General features: G+C 50.1%; 17 protein-coding genes. 8 read left to right on the forward strand and 9 right to left on the reverse strand.

The genetic code is table 11. The annotated features are described in order from the left end of the window. The first annotated feature begins 7 nt into the window (after window positions 1-7). Window positions 8-1219 (forward strand): efflux RND transporter periplasmic adaptor subunit, encoded by a 1212-nt coding sequence (locus HZB31_14590; GenBank protein MBI5849149.1) that lies wholly within the window; start codon window positions 8-10, stop codon window positions 1217-1219. A 118-nt stretch (window positions 1220-1337) separates the two neighbouring features. Beyond that, entirely contained in the window at window positions 1338-2360 is a 1023-nt protein-coding gene (locus HZB31_14595) for an aminotransferase class I/II-fold pyridoxal phosphate-dependent enzyme (GenBank protein ID MBI5849150.1), read from the forward strand. A gap of 11 nt (window positions 2361-2371) precedes the next feature. Here the strand turns inward: HZB31_14595 and HZB31_14600 are convergent, their stop codons facing one another. Continuing rightward, entirely contained in the window at window positions 2372-4351 is a 1980-nt protein-coding gene (locus tag HZB31_14600; GenBank protein MBI5849151.1) for an HD domain-containing protein, read from the reverse strand. Window positions 4352-4534: 183 nt separating this feature from the next. On the opposite strand from HZB31_14600, the gene der reads away from it, so the two are divergent. From der to HZB31_14630, 6 genes are read left to right on the forward strand one after another with little or no spacing between them, the layout of a single operon-like run. Then, window positions 4535-5851, forward strand: coding sequence for a ribosome biogenesis GTPase Der (gene der, locus HZB31_14605; GenBank protein ID MBI5849152.1), 1317 nt, complete (start codon window positions 4535-4537; stop codon window positions 5849-5851). A gap of 8 nt (window positions 5852-5859) precedes the next feature. Next, window positions 5860-6681 (forward strand): YihY/virulence factor BrkB family protein, encoded by an 822-nt coding sequence (locus HZB31_14610; GenBank protein ID MBI5849153.1) that lies wholly within the window; start codon window positions 5860-5862, stop codon window positions 6679-6681. Continuing rightward, window positions 6678-6860: a hypothetical protein gene (locus tag HZB31_14615; GenBank protein ID MBI5849154.1), complete on the forward strand. Its 183-nt coding sequence runs from the start codon at window positions 6678-6680 to the stop codon at window positions 6858-6860. Before HZB31_14610 ends, HZB31_14615 begins: the two co-directional genes overlap by 4 nt. Beyond that, a complete protein-coding gene (locus tag HZB31_14620; protein ID MBI5849155.1) occupies window positions 6860-8230 on the forward strand; it encodes a P-loop NTPase in 1371 nt (456 codons plus the stop codon). The genes HZB31_14615 and HZB31_14620 overlap by 1 nt, the downstream gene beginning before the upstream one ends. Beyond that, window positions 8230-8946, forward strand: coding sequence for a PilZ domain-containing protein (locus HZB31_14625; GenBank protein MBI5849156.1), 717 nt, complete (start codon window positions 8230-8232; stop codon window positions 8944-8946). Before HZB31_14620 ends, HZB31_14625 begins: the two co-directional genes overlap by 1 nt. Before the next feature lie 5 nt (window positions 8947-8951). Then, window positions 8952-9731 (forward strand): response regulator transcription factor, encoded by a 780-nt coding sequence (locus HZB31_14630; protein MBI5849157.1) that lies wholly within the window; start codon window positions 8952-8954, stop codon window positions 9729-9731. 20 nt (window positions 9732-9751) lie between these two features. On the opposite strand, the gene HZB31_14635 is transcribed toward HZB31_14630, so the two are convergent. From HZB31_14635 to HZB31_14670, 8 genes are all read right to left on the reverse strand, one after another. Next, window positions 9752-10471 (reverse strand): HAMP domain-containing histidine kinase, encoded by a 720-nt coding sequence (locus HZB31_14635; protein ID MBI5849158.1) that lies wholly within the window; start codon window positions 10469-10471, stop codon window positions 9752-9754. Further along, window positions 10458-11861, reverse strand: a complete 1404-nt coding sequence (locus HZB31_14640; GenBank protein ID MBI5849159.1) for a response regulator — start codon at window positions 11859-11861, stop codon at window positions 10458-10460. The genes HZB31_14635 and HZB31_14640 overlap by 14 nt, the downstream gene beginning before the upstream one ends. 124 nt (window positions 11862-11985) lie before the next feature. Beyond that, window positions 11986-12717 (reverse strand): 16S rRNA (uracil(1498)-N(3))-methyltransferase, encoded by a 732-nt coding sequence (locus HZB31_14645; GenBank protein MBI5849160.1) that lies wholly within the window; start codon window positions 12715-12717, stop codon window positions 11986-11988. Between the two features lie 28 nt (window positions 12718-12745). Beyond that, a complete protein-coding gene (gene dnaJ, locus HZB31_14650) occupies window positions 12746-13852 on the reverse strand; it encodes a molecular chaperone DnaJ (GenBank protein MBI5849161.1) in 1107 nt (368 codons plus the stop codon). 115 nt (window positions 13853-13967) lie between these two features. Then, complete coding sequence (gene dnaK, locus HZB31_14655) at window positions 13968-15887, reverse strand: molecular chaperone DnaK (protein ID MBI5849162.1); 1920 nt, start codon at window positions 15885-15887, stop codon at window positions 13968-13970. Window position 15888: 1 nt separating this feature from the next. Next, on the reverse strand, window positions 15889-16497 hold the full coding sequence (gene grpE, locus HZB31_14660; protein ID MBI5849163.1) for a nucleotide exchange factor GrpE: 609 nt from the start codon (window positions 16495-16497) through the stop codon (window positions 15889-15891). An 11-nt stretch (window positions 16498-16508) separates the two neighbouring features. Then, window positions 16509-17540 (reverse strand): heat-inducible transcription repressor HrcA, encoded by a 1032-nt coding sequence (hrcA, locus tag HZB31_14665; GenBank protein ID MBI5849164.1) that lies wholly within the window; start codon window positions 17538-17540, stop codon window positions 16509-16511. A gap of 141 nt (window positions 17541-17681) precedes the next feature. After that, complete coding sequence (locus tag HZB31_14670; protein MBI5849165.1) at window positions 17682-18836, reverse strand: type III PLP-dependent enzyme; 1155 nt, start codon at window positions 18834-18836, stop codon at window positions 17682-17684. Between the last annotated feature and the right edge of the window lie 138 nt (window positions 18837-18974).

The following is an 18974-nucleotide window of genomic DNA, read 5'->3' on the forward strand; positions in this document are numbered from 1 at the left end:
AGTGAATATGCGGCCAGAAGTACGCAGAAGAATATTGATCATCACCGTCTCGCTTGCGGTCATTCTTGCTCTCGTATACGGCTTCATGCCGAAGCCTGTGCGGGTTGATCTCGCGCAGGTGAAGAAGGGGGCCATGAGGGTGACCATAGACGAAGAAGGAAAGACGCGGGTAAAAGACCGCTTTATCGTGTCAGCTCCTGTTGCAGGTTTCCTGCGCCGCGTTGAACTTGAAGTAGGGGATGCAATAAAGAAGGGGCAGGTTGTGGCCGAGCTTGAGCCGCTCCGTTCTTCAGTCCTTGACCCAAGGAGCAGGGCAGAGGCCCTTGCTGCTGTTTCAGCAGCCCAGGCAACGCTCAATGCGGTCAGGGAGGAAGAACGTTCTGCAGAGGCATCTGCTGATTATGCAAGAAAGAACATTGAGCGTCAGAAAAAGCTTTTCGAATCGGGCTATGTTGCCAAGGACACCCTCGATCAGGCTGACGCTGACGCAAAGAGGACCGAGGCGGGCCGCCTCTCGGCAGAGGCGCGGGTAAAGGCTGCGCGGGCAGAGCTGGAGCGCGCAAGAAGCCTGTTGGGCCATTCTGCTGCTGAAGGGACTGTTGACCGGGAGAGGGTCGTGACAGTCAGGGCGCCGGCTGCGGGCAGGGTTCTGAAAATCAATCACGAGAGTGAAGGCGTGATTGCTGGCGGCGAGCCGGTGATCGAGATCGGGGACCCCGAGACGATCGAGGTGAAGGCAGAGGTCCTTTCTGCGGAGGCAGTAAAGATCAAGCCGGGCGGGGCCGTACTCTTTGAGCGCTGGGGAGGCAGTGAACCGCTCTCCGGCCTGGTGCGGGTCATCGAGCCTGCGGCATTCACGAAGATATCGAGTCTCGGCGTGGAGGAGCAGAGGGTGCTGGTGATAGCAGACATAACCTCAGTGCCTGAGGCCTGGAAAAGGTTAGGAGACGGGTATCGGGTCGAGGCGAGCTTTGTGATATGGGAGGGCAGGGATGTTCTGCAGGTACCTTCGAGCGCACTCTTCAGAAAGGGTGAGGGATGGGCGGTTTTTGTTGCTGATAAGAACAGGGCACGTCTGAGAGAGGTCAATGTCGGCCATAGAAACGGCCTTGTGGCAGAGATCGTTTCAGGTCTGACCGGGAAGGAGCAGGTCATCACTCATCCAGACGAATTGATAAAGGACGGTGTCAGAGTGCGCCTGAGAAATAGCGGGAAATAATGGAGAGGACAGAAGTCCTTTATCTGTCAAAGAACATAAAACAGGACATTAGAGATTATTTCGATGTAAATCCTGTTTGGAGACTGTTAATATATGCAGCGATGAAGGAGAAGAGGAATTGAGGAAATATGTTATGGAAGCGTCTCCGCTTGGGCCTTCGCGAAAGGTGAAGGCAGCTATCCGCAAAGCCGTCAAGGACATTAATATGCAGCCAGAGGAAGGGTGGGCGCGTCTTGAGCGGCTGTTTCTTTCAAAATTTGGAATTGGCAAAGAAAGTCTTCTCTTTGCCAATTCACTGAAAGAGCTTTTGTTTGCCATCTGCCGGAGTCTCAGGCCAAGGAGAATACTGATTATTGGTCCTGCATTAAACATCTACCGGGAGGCTGCCCAGGCTGCCGGTGCGGTTATTGAATCTCTGTGTGGCAAGGAAGAGGGCTTCTTTCTTCCTGATATGTGCGCCCTTGTCGAAAAGGCCGAGGGCTCAGACCTCGTCTTTATCGCAAACCCCAACAGGATCAGCGGCAAAGTTATGTCCGACGCAGTGTTGAAGCAGCTGCTCGCAGCTCTTGCCCTGAAGGACTGTGTTACGGTAATTGATGAAGCGCTTATGGAGTTTGTAGAGGAAGAGGGTTTTATCCGGAGAGCCGGACAGAACGGCCGTATTATTGTTCTCAGGACTACAGCCTATTACTTTGGTCTGCCTGGGCTTGAGCTTGCCTGTGCAGTGTCAGCTCCGAAGGCGATTGCGTCCCTGAGGCGGCAGTTGCAGAGTGATCCGAGCATCCCTGCGATGGAGGCAGCACGCACGGCACTCAAGGACAGGACGTACAGAAGAGTAATGGACAAATTTATGAAAGAAGAGAAACTGCTCTTAAGAAAAGCGATCAGCAGAATGCCCGGAATGGTTATGTTTGATTCTGATACCAATATCGTTCTTCTGAAGGCTGTTAATCTTGCTGTTGAGATTGCCCGTAAGGCAGCTGGGGCGGGGCTTGCCGTTGACCCCTGTTCTGATTGTGACGGACTTAATGATGCATTTCTCAGAATCTCGGTGATGAAGCATGATCATAACCGTAAACTTATCAAGCTGCTCAATGGGATCAGTCTGGAAGATGCAGAGAAGAAGAGCGGCGCTGCTTAACACGTAAGGGGCTACGAGATGCTGTGTATTTTGGTGTAACCGGATGCACTGAGCAGCGACTCTCCCCTGAGATTGATCATTTCGATAAAAGACTCAACCACATAGGGATCAAATTGTTTACCTGCGTTGAGGAAGAGCTCCTCCTTGACCTGATAGATCGAGAGGGCTTTCCGGTAAGACCGCTCCGACATCATGGCATCAAAAGTATCAACCACAGAAAGAATCCGTGCCTTAAGCGATAGTTCCTCTCCTCTTAGCCCATAAGGATAACCCGCGCCGTCATAGCGCTCGTGGTGCTGGATGATAGTCTGCCTTACTCCTTCGAGGGTGTCGATCGGGCTCAGGATCTCTTCTCCGATGAGCGGATGAGATTTGATCAAACTGTATTCTTTTGACGTGAGTTTGCCCTGCTTCTGCAGGATGAAACTCTCGATACCGATCTTGCCGATGTCGTGCAGAATGGATGCATGCTCGAGGATCTCAAGCTCTTTATAATCAAGGCCGATGAACCTGCCGAGTTCAAGGGCAAGGAGCTTGACTCTTTCTGAATGCCCCTTTGAGTAAAGATCGCTTGCCTCGAGGGCATTGACCAAAGACTGAATAGTGGCAAAATAGTTTCTTTTCACACTTTCATAAAGCCAGGCATTTTCCATCGAAACGATCGCCTGGTTTGAAAGGGTTGTCAGGATTTCCATGTCCTCGTCAGAAAAGGCTGATCCATTCTGCTTCATTTCGAGGATCATTGTCCCTATAATCTCCCCTTTCATCTTAAGCGGCACCCCTATTTTTGACAAAGGGTCATTGCCATGCTGAAGCAGGATTGGCTTGCCCTGAGCCATAACTTCGGTGTAATAAGCCTGATATTCCAGAGGCACATCTACGATGCTCTCTGTGCCAAGTCCCCTCCTGTACTGAATAATGAGGGGAGGCTGATTTGCGTTGCGGATGTGAAGAATGGCCCGTTCCGTGTTGAAGAGGTCAGCGGTGGTCCTGGTGATGATCTTCATGACCTCCTCAGTTTCGACAATGGAGGTCAGAATCCTGCCGACCTCGTTCATTTTTTTGAGGCGCTCGACGACCTTTTCAAGTTCCTTGTTCTTTCCCTTAACTTCTTTTGACAGCGAGGTGATAGCTTTGTTTGCCGTCTCGAGTTCCTTAAGTCTGAACTCAAGCTGGGAGTTGAGGTCCTCGACCTTGTTCTTATGCTCGAGATCCATCCTGATTCTGGAAAGCTCCCGTTCTTTGGAGAGATTTTTTTTATACAGTTTGTTCATCTCATCGATCATCCTGTTAAAGGCAGTACCGATGGTGCCAAGCTCATCTTTGCTTGATCCCTGAACGGTGGCGTTCCAATTGCCTCCCTCAACTTCCTGAATCGTGGTGAGGAGGTTCTTAAGCGGCGTCATCACGAAACGAGAGAAGAGCAGGCTCAGAACAACCGATATCACGATTACAATAATGATGTTCGAAAAGACGAGCATTCTTTTGATGGACAGCATTGTTGAGAAATTCCTCGATACGTCAAGCTTTACCTGGATGACACCGATAATCATTTCCCTGCTGTCATGACAAGCAAAGCATTCCTGTCTGTTTGCAATGTTACGGAAATAGCTGATCGTGCTGTTGTTCTGGACAACCGGCTTCTGGTGTATTTCATGTGTCGCAATCTTCATATAATCGGGGGATTTGGCGCCAATCTCCGACATGTTGGTAGATTTCAGGATTGTGCCGGCAGGCGAAAGTATCCTGACATGCACGATTTCCTTATTCTTTCCGATATTTTCGAGGATCTTCTGGACTTCCTGGGTGTTACCCAATTTCATGTCGTGAGCTATGGTGCGCTCGATGATATCACCTAAAAAAATGGTGTCATCGACCTTTGATTCGATCATCTTGGTGTTCTGCATTCTGAGAACGACAGCTGTCGTGATGCCGACCGTAATGATGATGGTGAAGGCTATTACCGCAATAATCTTGGTTTTGATAATCATATAGTTATCTGCTTATTTGCAAGATATATGCCCGAAAAAGAGTTGAAACGCCTTGAAATACAAGCAATTTATGGCAAAATTAGCGCTTCTGTGGTGTATTTCACCCATTATTGTTTGAAAACTCGCAGTTATGAATGCATCTTTATGAAACTAATTTTGTGCATTAGTATAGAATAATAATCTATGAGAAAACCTTTTGTTGTGATTGTAGGCAGGCCAAACGTCGGGAAGTCCACCCTCTTTAACCGGATGACCGGAACACATTCAGCAATTGTTGAAGACATCCCCGGTGTTACACGGGACCGGAACTACCTTGACGCAGAGTGGGAAGGCAAAAGCTATATGCTGGTCGATACCGGAGGTTTTTATATCGACCCGCCTGAGGACATCTTTGCCCAGGCCAAGGAGCAGGCTCTCTTTGCCATTGAGGAGGGCGACATTATCCTTCACCTCCTTGACGGCAAGGATGGCCTCACACCTGCTGACATGGAACTGGCCCGCCTTATCCGCACCTCGGGCAAGAAAGTCATCTGGCTGGTAAACAAGATCGATGCACCGGTAAGGGACGAAAGGTTCTATGATTTTTATGCCATCGGCGCGGATGACCTTTATCCCGTTTCTGCAGCCACCGGATACGGGTATGACGACTTCATGGACATCCTGGGTGCGTTGCTTCCGGAATACCATGAAGAAAAAACCGAATATCCCAAGATAGCGGTTGTCGGAAGGCCGAATGTCGGCAAGTCGACACTGGTCAATGCTCTAACGGGCAAGAAGCGTATGGTCGTGAGTGACGTGGCAGGGACTACAAGGGATTCTATTGACAGCCCCTGTACCTTCCACGGCAAGAAGTATATGATCATCGACACGGCAGGGCTCAGGAAAAAAGGCAAGGTCGGGTACTCGCTTGAGCGGTTCTCCATGGTGCGGGCGGTCAGGAGCATTGAACGCTGCGATGTTGCGCTCGTTGTTCTGGACATGAGTGTCGGAATTACCGAGCAGGACCAGAAGATCGCCGGCATCGTCAAGGACTACAATAAGGGTGTCGTATTCCTCCTCAACAAATGGGACCTTGTGACTAATCCTGAGGAGACCTTTAAAAACGTTCTGCCTGAACTGTACCGGAAGGTCTGGTTCGCTGAATATGCGCCGGCGATCACCATATCCGGAGTCTCTAAAAAAAGGATTACCAAGGTTTTTCCGGTGATCGATGTTATCATCGAAGAACGACGGAAGCGAATCACAACAGGAGAACTGAACAGGTTTTTCCGCGAGATCATTGCAACAATTTCACTTCCTATGTATAAGGGCAAGGAAGTAAAGATGTACTATATGACCCAGGTGGGTATCGAGCCTCCGGCATTTGTTGTTTTCTCGAATTACCGAAACGCGGTGATGGACTCTCACCTCAGATATATCGAGAGGAAGCTGCGGGAGTATTTCGGCTTCGGGGGAACGCCGATCAAGATCCATGTGAGGCCAAAAAAGAGAGATGCCTGAGGGTGAAGATGGTCAGGGTTATTGGCAGAAGCGTCCTCGATTTTTTCAGGGACAACGGCTTGATGCTCGCCGGTTCGATGTCCTATTTTACCATGATGGCGCTGGTGCCCCTCTGTCTTTTCCTGGTAACGGTATTCGGTTATTTCCTTGGACAATATCCTGATTTTTATAATTTCTTTATTGCAAAACTGGCAGGTTTTTTTCCTGCGGTGACACAGAATATTACCGATGATCTCACGAAGATCATCTCCTACAAAGGACTTGGAAAGTTCAGCCTTTTCCTTTACGGGGTCCTTTCTTTCCAGGTCTTTGCTTCTATGGAAGCAGCGCTGAATACCATTTTTAAGGTTAAGAAAAGAAGGCATTTTGTCGTCTCCGTAATTGTCTCTCTTGTCGTCGTGACGTTGATCATCGCGCTGCTGACCGCTTCCTTTGCAGCAGCCTCGCTTATACCGCTTTTAAAGACCCTCGGATCGGATTTTTCCGGTATCAGGATCGGCAAGATCACAAAGTTTCTTCTGCAGTTCGTTCTTCCTTTTGTGCTTGTTCTGTTTTCGATCATGCTTCTCTATGTTGTCGTGCCGAAGACGCGCGTTGCACTCTCTTCGGCGTTGAGGGGCGCTTTCTTTGCAACCGTCATGCTGGAGATTGCAAAGCATGCCTTTACGTGGTATGTGATCAACGTAGCGCATTTCGGGAAGATCTATGGCCCGCTGACCGCATTTGTCATGTTCCTGCTCTGGATGTTCTATTCCTCCGGCATCTTTTTAATCGGCGCCGAAATAGTGCATAATTTGGGGAGTCAAAAGCAGATAAGGAGCGTCAAATGATAGACCTGATCGGGACGATCGTTGAAGTGGGCACTGGTGAAGCCCTTTATGTGGGGAAGCTTGTCGAGATGAACGAATATGAAATTCATCTTGAGGCAGAGTCTGGCTGGGTCGTGGTCCCGATAGAACGGATCGCCTTTGTGCGGCCCAAAGAAGAAGCGGACTGGATAGCGCCGTAATGTTATTTCTGAAGAACATATGGGCAATTGGCGGCGGCAAAGGCGGCGTCGGCAAGAGTGTTATGGCCGCAAATCTTGCGTGCGGTCTTGCCCGGCAGGGAAGCAGGGTGACCCTTATTGACGCGGACCTTGCGGGAGCAAACATCCATACGCTTTTCGGCATCCGGTATCCCGAGGTCACGCTTGCAGACTATCTGAAGAAAAGGGTCGCCAAATTCTCTGATGTCCTTATTCCGACGGCCCAGGAGAACCTTAACCTTATCTGCGGAGCTTCTGATCTCCTGGAGATGGCAAACCCGAAATATGCCCAGAAGCAGAAGCTGATGCGCGCCATTGCTGATCTCGATGCAGACTACATAATCATCGACATCGGTGCCGGTTCAACGCTGAACAATCTTGATTTCTTCAATGCAGCACATATCGGCATTCTTGTTACGACTCCCATGCCGACCGCGGTCCAGAATGCCTATACGTTTTTAAAGATGGCACTGCACCGGAGAGTCCTTTCGCTCTTTTCCGACGAGCCGGCGCTCAGGAGCGAGATAGCCTCTGCGCTGGAAGACGGCAATGGGACCAAGAGCATGATCGAGCTCGTGGCAGATGTCAAAAAGATGGATGAAGCGGCTTCCTGGAAAATCATCAAGACCCTGGTCGAAAGCCGGTATCGCCTGATCGTTAATATGTCATCAGAGATGGACGGCCAGAGAATAGCGAATGCGCTTGCGGGACTCGCCTATCAGTTTCTGCGGCTAAAGCTTCCCTGCTTTGGGACGGTTGGCGTCAGCGCGGACATCGAGCAGTCCGTCCGCAAGCTGCAGCCACTCATGTTAAGCGGCAATACGGTTACTTCTCAGGCGATCAGGAAGATCACGCTGAAGATGAAAGACGAGACAATGCAATTCGCTGTCCGTGACCAGGTGGAGAAGAAGAAAGACGAACGGCAGCCCAAACCCGGGATTGAGGTCGCAGGAGAAAAACAGACGGCAATTGACAAAAGCGCTGCAGACCGTATCGGTCCCGGCGCAATGGAGGGAAGGATTACGAAGGAACCGGATGTTGCAACCCGGTATAAGGCTTCAGAGACTGAATCGACGGTCCAGCTCTGCATGAATGACGAATTTGTGCACGAGGGCATCAGGCTTCATATCCAGACCGAAGACCTAGGGATCAAAAAAGCCAAGGTCTTGACCCTTGTCTTCAGGGGAGGACGTATTCTTTTTTCAAAGGAAACCGACTATGGCCAATTTGCAGACCAGCAGCATCTGGAACGGTCAGTCGCGGAACGGGTACGCTGGCAGCACAAGGCGATACTTGCCGGTATACATGCCGGAAAGCTGGGCGACAGACTTAGCGCGGAAGGGGGAGCCTGATGGCAATTGGACGGATAGGTCTGTTGATTGAGGATGATTTTTGTGCAAAGACACTGAAGCAGATCCTTGAAGACGCCGATTTTGATGTTGATTTGCCGAAGATCGAGATTTCGAAAGTCCAGGATGCGTCGGTGCTTGACCCCTACGATCTTGTGATCCTGAACAGTGAAGTGGCCCAGAGAACGGAGGAGGGTTTTTTCTCGCTGATCCTCTCTGCGCGCGGGTTTATCCTCGTTGATTCAGCCAAAAATATCGCCGATTTATCAATATCTTCGATGCGGTATATCGATCCCTATATGAGTCCTGAAGAGATCGTCTCAAGGGTCAACAGCGTTCTGTTCCAATATAAGAATATCCGCAAATCTCCGAGGATTAGCGTGAATCTTCCTGTGGACTATCGCTGCGGCTCATCCTGGTTTCAGAGCAATATACAGAACCTGAGTCAAAATGGGGCGTTTATCGCCTCACTGAATCCGCCGGAAAAGAACGAACTTATATCGGCGCATTTTACCCTGACGGGCGATGAAAAGCCGATAAGCGTTATCGGGCGGGTGTTGTACAGCATTGGCTATGATCTTGACCGTGGCATCATTTCACACCCAGGGTCTTCAGACCGAAAGATTGTCGCCATGCCGGGGATGGGGATCTTCTTCGAGAAGATCTCGGACGAGGACCGTGAGGCCATAAGAATCTTTGTAGACGAAAGGGCGTTTTGAGCGCTATGAAAATTAAGGTTCCCGAAAATTCTCCGGTGAGAGTCGATTTCAGAGAGCCCCGTCTGGAGCAGCTCTCCGATATGCTGAAAGTCCTTTTTATCAGCGAATCGGACATGGATATTGAAGTGCCGAAGGCTGAGGCCTATTTTCGGGTGGGTATGACCATCGAAGGGACTGTTGTTTCCTTTCCCGGGGTCGGCACCAGCGGTATCAAATGCTTTGTGAAGGCGGTGAGCAGCAACCGGTGCAATCTGGTCATTGAGAAGGCAGAACCCCGCAAACCGCTGCTTGACTATCTGCAGCAGCGGGAAAGTCTCGATAAGCTCAATCAGCAGACCTACAAGCCTGCCGTGGATGTTGGCGGCGTTATGTTCAATAAATTCATGGAGGAGCAGAAACAGCCGAAGGAGCTGCCCAGAAAGAAGGTGCTGATAGTCGATGACGCCATCTCTGTGCATGACCGCTTCAGGACTGCCTTTGTTGACAACGGCTTTGAAGTGCTCCAGGCAGTGGATGGCATGGAAGGTATCAAGCTGGCGCTTGAGGCGCATCCCGACATTATTCTCATGGATGTGAATATGCCGAAGATGTCAGGCGTTGAGGCAACAAGGATAATCAAGTCAAATCCGCGTACCAGCAGTATTCCGATCTGCATGTTCACGACAGAAGGCGAGCAGGATTTTATCATGCAAGCCATAAAGATCGGGGTAAAGGATTATATCATCAAGACCTCGGATGCAGCGCTCGTGATACAGCGGATACGCAAAATCATCGGAGATGGATAGACATTACAGGCAATAAGGCGTTATGGCAGATAGATCGAAAAGCAGCCGCCCCCGCTTGTTTCGCAGTTTGCCGTTCGGATAAAGCCTTTTCTGTTTTTATTCCTGTGCATAGTTGCTACGATTGATGCGAAATAGAGGCCAAGTCCTGTACTTCCACTCGAAAAACTTACCCTGCTTGATCCTGCGGCTCCTTCGGTAATCATATGCTCAGGATACCCTTCGCCATTGTCCCTGATATGAATGGCAAGATATCCGTTTTCCTCTCGTGCCGTTATCCATATCCTGCTGTCAGCATACCGATATGCATTGTTCATGACATTATTGATCACGCCAGCCACAAGGTCGCGGTCAAAAAACCACGCCAGCTCTTCTGGGCAGTCCGCTTCTATGGAAATACCCTTACATTCCAGCAGGGGCTTGTTCTGGAGTGCAGCGTCCTCAAGAAATTCCGATACCGAGTGATATTCGATAGTAAGCGTGTACCGGTCCTTATCCATTTTATAGAGGGTAAGCAGCTGAATCAGGTTGTTGTTCACCCTCTTGGCCTCATACTGGAGATTGGAAAGAAGAGGGTGGGAAGGGCAGTTCTTTCCTGAGCAGTTGCCCAGGATCTCTTCCGTTGTATTGATCAGCATGCCGAGTGAGTTTTTCATGTCATGGGCGATCGATGCCAGAAACGCAGGGAACTGCATGTCCTGCTTTTCCATATCCGGCCCTTTTTTGTCTTTATTGGTCATCATCAACCTGCCAGGAGCTTCTCATACATGCCGAGGAGGTTTTGATACTTGGGATGATCTCGTGCTGGGCATGAGATACAATGCTGGCGCCCTCAGTCTCCATCTGGGTATCCTTGAATACGTCCTGGACCTTCTTAATGACATCCTCGTCCTCATGGTTGTTCCTGACAACCTCCTGAACGAGTCTGGTTCCTGCCGCCTTGTCGCCGAGTTCAAAGCAGACCTTTGCCAGATCTATGGCAATATCTTCGGAGATGCTGCCGGAGGACTCGTCCATAAGCTGCATCGCCTCCCGGATTGCCTTCTTTGCCTCCTCGGGCCGGTTCATTTCCTTAAATACGATGCCCTCCATGGCAGAAGCCTGCATGGACGCATCTGCATTGCCTTTGAAATCCTTGCGCACATCTTTCAGTACGTCAAGGGCTCCTTCAGGCGTCTTTTTTTCGACGAGCACTTTCGCAAGACTCGTGTAATGGGACGGATTTTTGAAATAGGAGTACTGGCCCAGATCGATTGCCTTCTTGAAAGATTTTTCCGAGACGTCAAGATCATTCATCTTGAAGGAAATATCCCCGATCGTCTTGTGCCGGAAGATAGATTTGGGAGACAGCTGGGCAGCTGTCATCAGGACCTGCTGTGCTTCCTCCAGGGACTGCTGTGCTACCAGAGATTTGGAAAGCCAGTCATAGGCCTCGATATACATGCCATTGTCCTCTACCAAAGCTCGAAAGGTCTCAACCGAACCTGCATAGTCCCCCGTATAGAATTGGACCTTGCCCATCCCCAGCTTTGCCCAGGAGATGTCACGTATGGCAAGTATCTTTTCATATACCGCTCTGGCAGTCTCGTAGTCTCCGGTGGTAATGCAGAGGTCCCCCTTGAGTTTAAGATATTCAAAGATATTCTTCGGGATCTTCTGGATGTACTGGTCGCAGAGAGATATGGCACGGAGATATTCCTTGTTTGCAATGGCATGTTCAATGATCTCGAAGTCGCTTTTCCGTCTGATGGCCCGCTCAAGCCGGGTGCTTAATACTTCACGGGAAAAGGGTTTGATAAGGTAGTCATCGGGTTGATATTCAACTGCTCCCATGACCATCTGCATGCTGTTTTCAGCCGTGATCATCATAAATACCGTCGAAAACTTGATCAGGCCGCGTTGTCTGGCTTCCTCAAAGACCTGCTGTCCGTCCTTGCGGTTGTATCCGAGATTGTAATCACAGAGGATTACGTCATAGGATTTACTCAGCATCAGCTCGATGGCGGCTTCGCCATGGGCAGCATCATCGATATCCTTGGCGTTAAAGCCCCAGAGCATACGGCGCAGAGATGACCGGAACTCTCCGAAATCATCGATGATAAGAAATTTCTTGTAGCTGAAGTCGAGTGACATATTTCAGCTAGTATCTTAGCACAAATATTTCAGATGAGTAACCAAAGAGATGGTATTTAAAGGAAAATTCTGACAGGCTTACGGTGCAAGTGCATATCGGATAGTGGTTACCCTGCAGGAAAAATTATGTGCGCCCTGACAGATCACCAAGAACATATTGACTAATGGCAATTGCAGATATGGCAGCAGTCTCCGCGCGGAGTATGCGCTTGCCTAAAGATGCAACTGCAAACTCACGACTTTCGGCTTGCCTGACCTCTTTTTCGGAGAATCCGCCTTCAGGTCCTATACAGAGAACGATCTGTTTTTGTCCTTTCAGCGCCTCAAGTGAGGAAGAGAATGGGAGTACCCCTTCTTTTTCCCAGCAGATGATGCCTTTGGGGAGTCCGTCGGCCATTATCACCGATTCAAATGCAGCGGGTTCGTGGATAAGGGGAATCCTGTTCCTGCCGCACTGGCGCGAAGACTCAACTGCAATCTTCTGCCAGCGCTGGAGTTTTCTGGTCTCCCTGACCTGGCTCCTCTCGGTAATCATCGGAACGATCTCTGTCGCCCCCAGCTCGGTTGACTTCTGGATAACCAGGTCCATCTTTTCGCCCTTGAGCAAACCCTGGAAAAGGATGATATCCAGGGGAGGTTCGTTGTCCTGGTTGAATGGGCCTGTGATATTGAGTGTTGCCTGCTTTTTTGTGATGGCTGAGATCGTTGCAGCATAGACAGAGCCGCTGCGGTCTGTTACGAGAAGATTGTCGTGGGCTTTACACCTGAGAACGGCTGAAAGATAGTGGGCCTTTTCTCCGGTGATATAAACGATTTTCTCTGCCAAAATGGCTTCGTCAAGAAAAAGTCTGGTCATGGAAAACAGGGGATGCTTCCGGTCAGAATCAGTTTTCGACTCCGGTGAAAAGATCCTTCAGCTTGTCCTTAAAGCTCCTATTACTGTCATCAATGCTGAGAGCAGCAAACTCCTCAAGAAGGTCCTTCTGTTTTTGTGAGAGCTTTTTCGGGACATCGATATAAACCCTGATGAGCTGATTGCCCCGCTGCTGGCTGCCGACCCTTGGCGCTCCCTTGGACTTGAGCGTGAAGATTTTTCCTGACTGTGTGCCGGCCGGTATCTTGAGCTTTGCAGAACCGTCGAGTGTCGGCACTTCGATCTCTGCCCCGAGAGCTGCATTGGTGAAGGATATGGGAAAATCGCAGAAGATGTCAGTGCCCTCTCTTTTGAATATTTCATGCTCGTTAACATCGAGAATCACATACAGGTCTCCGCTAGGCCCATTATTAAGGCCCGGCTCCCCTTCACCCACGATCTTGAGCCTTGAGCCTGCATCAACGCCGGCCGGTATCTTGAGGTTAACAGTCTTCTGTTCCTGGACGGAGCCATGCCCCTTGCATTTTTTACAGGGGTTCGAGATAATCTTGCCCGTGCCGTAGCATTTGCCGCAGCTTTTGGAAACACTGAAAAAACCCTGCTGATATCTGATGTGGCCCGAGCCCTTGCATGCGCTGCATATCTCAGGCTGCTTTCCCGGTTCTGAACCGCTCCCGCTGCATTCGCCGCATCTTTGGAGTTTTGGGAACGTAATTACCTTTTCCGTGCCAAAGACTGCTTCTTCCAGAGAAATATCGAGATCATACCTGAGATCATTTCCCTTGGAAGGCTGCTGCCTCCTGTGCCCGCCGAAGTTGCCGCCAAAAAAATCACCGAAGAAGTCTTCAAAGATGTCGCCGAACCCTGCGCCGCCGGTGAATGGACCCTGACCAGCACCAAAACCGTCTGCCGTGCCGAAACGGTCATAATGCGCCCTTTTTTCGGGATCGGAGAGAACCGAATAGGCGTGGCTGATCTCTTTGAACTTTTCTTCTGAAGCCTTGTCTCCGGAGTTCCTGTCTGGGTGATATTTCATCGCAAGCTGCCGGTATGCCTTCTTCAGTTCCTCAGGCGCGGCCTGCCGCGAAACACCAAGCAATTCGTAATAATCGTTCACGGTATTCCCTTCGTTGTTAGTTGTCTCAAAGTATACATGAAAAAGGGTCCAAGGGCGCAAGCACTTGCAGAGTCAGGCGCTTTTCCCTTGAACCCTCTGACGTTATGGTGAGGCGTTATTTCTTGTCCTTGTCAACGTCCTCGAACTCTGCTTCGACAATCTCTTCTTCGGCCGGTTTCGAGCCCTGGCCCGGACCTGCAGATCCGTCTCCGTGCTGTGCCCCGGCCCCTGTCTGTTTGTAGAGATGCTCTGCAAGTTTATGCGAGACCTGCATCAGCTTGTCTGTCGCTGACTTGATTTCGGCAGGATCGGAACTTGAGTCCTTGACTTTCTTGCACTGCTCAAGCGCTTCGTCGATCTCACGCTTTTCATCGGCCGTGATCTTGTCCCCGTAGTCGCCCAGGGATTTTTCGACGGTATAGCAGAGCGTGTCTGCATTGTTCCGTGCCTCTGCCATCTGTTTCTTCTTATGGTCGTCCTGACCGTGTTCGTCGGCGTCGCGGACCATCTTTTTGATCTCATCCTCAGAGAGACCGCTTGAGGCGGTTATCCGGATCGACTGCTCCTTATTGGTGCCAAGGTCCTTCGCAGAGACATGGAGAATGCCGTTTGCATCGATGTCAAAAGAGACCTCGATCTGGGGCACGCCACGAGGAGCAGGGGGGATGCCGATCAACTCGAAGTTGCCGAGCAGCTTGTTATCTGCAGCCATTTCACGTTCACCCTGGCAGATCTTGATGGTGACCGCAGGCTGATTGTCTGTGGCGGTGGAGAACACCTGGCTTTTCTTGGTAGGAATGGTCGTGTTCCTTTCGATGATCTTCGTGAAGATACCGCCGAGGGTTTCAATGCCCAATGACAGAGGTGTTACGTCCAGGAGGAGCACCTCTTTCACATCTCCCTTCAGGACTGCGGCCTGTATCGCAGCGCCAACGGCAACCACCTCATCAGGGTTCACGGTCCTGTTCGGTTCCTTGCCAAAGAAGCCCTGGACAGTCTGCTGTACCTTTGGTGTGCGCGTCTGGCCGCCTACGAGGAGCACCTCATCGATGTTTCCTGCAGTAAGTCCGGCATCGGAAAGAGCGTTCTTGCAGGGACTAATAGTATTTTCGAACAGGTCTGCTGCCAGCTGCTCGAACTTGGCGCGGGCGATCTTCATCAGCAGGTGCTTTGGACCGGTCGCGTCAGCAGTGACAAAGGGAAGATTGATCTCGGTTTCTGTTGCCGTGGAAAGCTCGATCTTTGCGCGCTCGGCAGCCTCTTTTAGTCTCTGCAGCGCCATCTTGTCGTTCTTCAGGTCAATGCCCTGATCTTTTCTGAACTCATCGATCATCCAGTCGATGATCCTGATGTCAAAGTCGTCGCCGCCGAGGTATGTATCTCCATTCGTTGACTTGACCTCAATGACGCCTTCTCCGATCTCGAGGATCGATATGTCAAAGGTTCCGCCGCCAAGATCGTATACGGCGACTTTCTCTTCTTTTTTCTTGTCCATGCCGTAAGCAAGGGCAGCGGCCGTCGGCTCGTTGATGATCCTGAGTACATTGAGACCGGCTATTCTGCCTGCGTCCTTGGTCGCCTGCCTCTGGCTGTCGTCAAAATAGGCCGGTACGGTGATGACCGCTTCGGTCACTTTTTCGCCGAGATAATCTTCGGCAGCCTGCTTCAGCTTCTGCAGGATCATGGCCGAGATCTCGGGCGGCGAGTACTTCTTGCCGAATATCTCGACATGGGCGTCGTTGTTCTGTGCTTCCACGATCTTGTAGGGAAGCCTCTTTTTGGCATGTTCAACTTCCGGGGCCGAGTATTTTCTGCCCATCAGCCGCTTGATCGAGAATATGGTGTTTTCCGGATTCGTGATCGCCTGCCGTTTTGCTATCTGGCCGACCAGCCGTTCACCCTTGTCCGTGATCGCGACTACCGACGGTGTTGTTCTTGTTCCTTCCTGGTTTGGTATGACAACAGTTTCTCCGCCCTGCACAACGGCAACGCATGAGTTCGTAGTCCCGAGGTCAATTCCTATTGCTTTTCCCATCTTATTGTTCCTCCTCTATGGAATCGTGTTTTTTGATTTCTGATGCTTCTGCATCATCACTCTGCTGCTTCTGCACTTTTACTGAAACGGCCACGAGAGAGGGTCTGAGCACCTTGTCGCGATACCGGTACCCGGCCCTGAACTCCTCTGCTATCATTTTATCGTCAATATCATCACGCTCTACCTGTGACATGGCATGATGGACTGCGGGGTCAAAAGCCCTGCCCATCGCCTCGATGCGGACGAGCCCGAATTTTTCGAGCGTTCTTTGCAATTCCTTGTGGGTCACTTCAACGCCCTGTATCAGACCGTTGCTTACTTCTCCCGAGGAGTGCTTCAGCGCAAGCTCAAGGTTGTCTATGGCAGGCAAAAGCTCATACAGCAGGGATTCATTTCCGTACCGTATGAGGTCTTCCTTGTCTTTATTGACGCGCTTCCGGTAATTTTCAAAATCAGCGTACAGCCGCAAGTACCTGCTGTTTAGTTCATCCAGCCCGGAACTGACCGCAGGTTTCTGCTGTTCAGCTTCCACGTCAGGACTGTCGTTAACAATCTCGATGTCATCCTCTCCGATATCTTCGTTTTCCCTGCCCAGATCTTTTTCTCCCAAAATGCACCTTCCTATTTGTTGTATGTCAGTATTTCTGTTATGAACCTGGCAGTTGTGTCAACCAGCGTTATTGCCTGCGAGTAATTCATTCTTGTCGGACCGATGATGCCGATGGCGCCCATGGGTCTGTTCCCCTCCTTATATCTGGAAGCCACGAGGCTGAACTGTTTCATCTCGTCAAGAGGGTTCTCTGATCCGATGAAGACCTGAGTGCCGTCCGTATCAGCGATCTTGTCGAGAAAGCCGAGTATGATATGTTTGTCCTCAAGGGTCTTCAGAAGTCCCCGAATTCTGCCGATATCGCAGAAATCAGGGAGATTGATCATATCAGACAGGCCAGAGATGAAAATGTCGCTGTCCGATATTGCCAAAACGTCTCTGCAGATTCTTGTTGCCTCGCCTAAGAGGCTGTTGCAGATTACCCGGTCGCTCGATATCTCTTCGATAATGGTCTTTCTTGCCATATCGAGAGAGTATCCTGAAAACCGCTCATTAATGTAGTCAGAAAGCCGGTTCAGATCGCTCCGCGACATTTCCTGCTCCACTGCTATGATCTTGCTCCTGATGATAGACTCATCAGCAAAGAGAACGACCGCAATCTGGTTTTTCCGATACGGCACCAGCTCAATCCTGCTCAGGATCGTCCGGTTGGCATTTGGCGATACGGAAATGCCTATATAGTGCGATAGCTCCGAAAGCATCCGCGACGCATTGTCCAAAAATGAATCGACGTCTTTCCTGAACAGATCAAGCTTTCTGCCCATTTCATTAACAAGCTCTGAATCCGCCTCATTTTTTTCAGTTGTCAGTGCATCCACATAGAAGCGGTATCCGACGTCAGTCGGCACACGGCCTGCCGAGGTATGCGGCTGGCGCAGAAACCCCATCTCTTCAAGATCGGACATGATGTTGCGTATGGTTGCCGAGGAAAGGCCCAGGGGAAATTTCTTGGTTACTGCCCGCGAACCGACAGGCCCAGGCGAGCTTATATATAACTGAATTACAGCCTGTAATATCTGTCCACTTCTTTCATCCAAACCCATTAGCACTCTCCAAGTTAGAGTGCTAATAATCTAACAGGTAGGGGGTAATCGTGTCAAGAAAAATAGAAATATCCTTATATTTTAATGAGTTTAAATATTGCAGGAAGTCTGATAATAGCACTATGAGGATGTTTCGCTGCATCAGATAAGGATTGTCTTTGGAATGGAAAAGCCGTTGAATTCAGATGCGTAGGAGATGGTATATGCGCCGCTCGAAAGGATCAAAATATAATTGCCGATGGCAGGTTCCGGCAGCATAATGTTTTTTTCGATAACGTCAAAACTGTCGCAGCTTGGGCCGGCGAGGGTCCATTTTTTGATCTCTTTTGAGCCCTCGACAACATAGCTGTATTGAATGCCTCCGATACTCTCCATGAGGCCGTTGAAAACGCCAACATCGATAGAGAGCCATTTTTCGTCACCGCGACTGGTTTTCCCGATTACCTTTGTAACGAATATGCCTGCATCCCCAACTACCGACCTCCCGGGTTCGATAAGGATGCGGGTTTTTTTCGGAAACTTCTGATAAATCGCCTTATTGATATTCTTCTCGATCGCGGAGATGCCGACAACATCTTTGGTATACCGTATCGGGTATCCTCCCCCGATATTCAGGAGGGAAAGCTTGATCCCGGCCTTGTCAGCCCTGTCCCAGAGGTCCTTTGCCTTGTCTAGGGCAGAGTTCCAGTTATACATATTCGTACACTGTGAGCCTACATGAAAAGTGATGCCAACGGGGTTGAGCCCCTTCTTTTTTGCAAGCACAAGCAGTTCCTCCGCCTCTTCGACCTCGACGCCGAATTTTTTGCTGAGGGGCCACTCGCTGCCTTCATTGGGGACAGTCAGCCGCACATAGACATTGGCTCCTGGAGTGTATTCCTTCATCTTGAGAACTTCGGCCTCCGAGTCATAGGAAAAATAGTCAACGCCTGATTTTGCGGCCATCCTCAGAAAACGGAAGGTCTTGATGGGGTTGCTTGTGATCATTCTGTCACTGGTGACCCCGATGGATTCTAGGACGCTCATCTCTCCCTCTGACGCTATCTCAAAGCCGATACCGAGGCTGTTGATGAGCTTCAGGGTCTCGATGTCAGGATTTGCCTTGACCGCATAGTAGACTTCGGAATTTCTGATATTTTTGCCTATGGCATGGACTTTCTGACGCACTTTGGCTTTGTCCATGAGAAGGTAGGGCGGTTCGAGATCTGTTTCACGTATGAAGTCGATCGCCTTCTGGATCGTAGACCTCTGCGTAATCTTCGTATGTGCTTTTGTTATCCGAAAACGGTGGTTCATGTCGTTATGTCCTCACGTGAGCATGTATTAAACGGCATTTCTCAAAAAAATTCAATACAAACGTTTGCATAATGGGATGCGTGGTCAGGTGGAAAGCAGGGACTGAACTTTGTCAGCGAGACTATGCAGGGCAAAGGG

The organism is Nitrospirota bacterium, from assembly GCA_016235245.1.
GTDB lineage: Bacteria > Nitrospirota > Thermodesulfovibrionia > Thermodesulfovibrionales > UBA6898 > UBA6898.

Excerpts from the sequence above, each read along its gene's own strand:
- HZB31_14590 (MBI5849149.1), top strand. The coding sequence starts at position 8 with ATGCGGCCAGAAGTACGCAGAAGAATATTGATCATCACCGTCTCGCTT.
- HZB31_14600 (MBI5849151.1), bottom strand. The coding sequence starts at position 4,351 with ATGATTATCAAAACCAAGATTATTGCGGTAATAGCCTTCACCATCATC.
- der (MBI5849152.1), top strand. The coding sequence starts at position 4,535 with ATGAGAAAACCTTTTGTTGTGATTGTAGGCAGGCCAAACGTCGGGAAG.
- HZB31_14610 (MBI5849153.1), top strand. The coding sequence starts at position 5,860 with ATGGTCAGGGTTATTGGCAGAAGCGTCCTCGATTTTTTCAGGGACAAC.
- HZB31_14615 (MBI5849154.1), top strand. The coding sequence starts at position 6,678 with ATGATAGACCTGATCGGGACGATCGTTGAAGTGGGCACTGGTGAAGCC.
- HZB31_14620 (MBI5849155.1), top strand. The coding sequence starts at position 6,860 with ATGTTATTTCTGAAGAACATATGGGCAATTGGCGGCGGCAAAGGCGGC.
- HZB31_14625 (MBI5849156.1), top strand. The coding sequence starts at position 8,230 with ATGGCAATTGGACGGATAGGTCTGTTGATTGAGGATGATTTTTGTGCA.
- HZB31_14630 (MBI5849157.1), top strand. The coding sequence starts at position 8,952 with ATGAAAATTAAGGTTCCCGAAAATTCTCCGGTGAGAGTCGATTTCAGA.
- HZB31_14635 (MBI5849158.1), bottom strand. The coding sequence starts at position 10,471 with ATGATGACCAATAAAGACAAAAAAGGGCCGGATATGGAAAAGCAGGAC.
- HZB31_14640 (MBI5849159.1), bottom strand. The coding sequence starts at position 11,861 with ATGTCACTCGACTTCAGCTACAAGAAATTTCTTATCATCGATGATTTC.
- HZB31_14645 (MBI5849160.1), bottom strand. The coding sequence starts at position 12,717 with ATGACCAGACTTTTTCTTGACGAAGCCATTTTGGCAGAGAAAATCGTT.
- dnaK (MBI5849162.1), bottom strand. The coding sequence starts at position 15,887 with ATGGGAAAAGCAATAGGAATTGACCTCGGGACTACGAACTCATGCGTT.
- hrcA (MBI5849164.1), bottom strand. The coding sequence starts at position 17,540 with ATGGGTTTGGATGAAAGAAGTGGACAGATATTACAGGCTGTAATTCAG.
- HZB31_14670 (MBI5849165.1), bottom strand. The coding sequence starts at position 18,836 with ATGAACCACCGTTTTCGGATAACAAAAGCACATACGAAGATTACGCAG.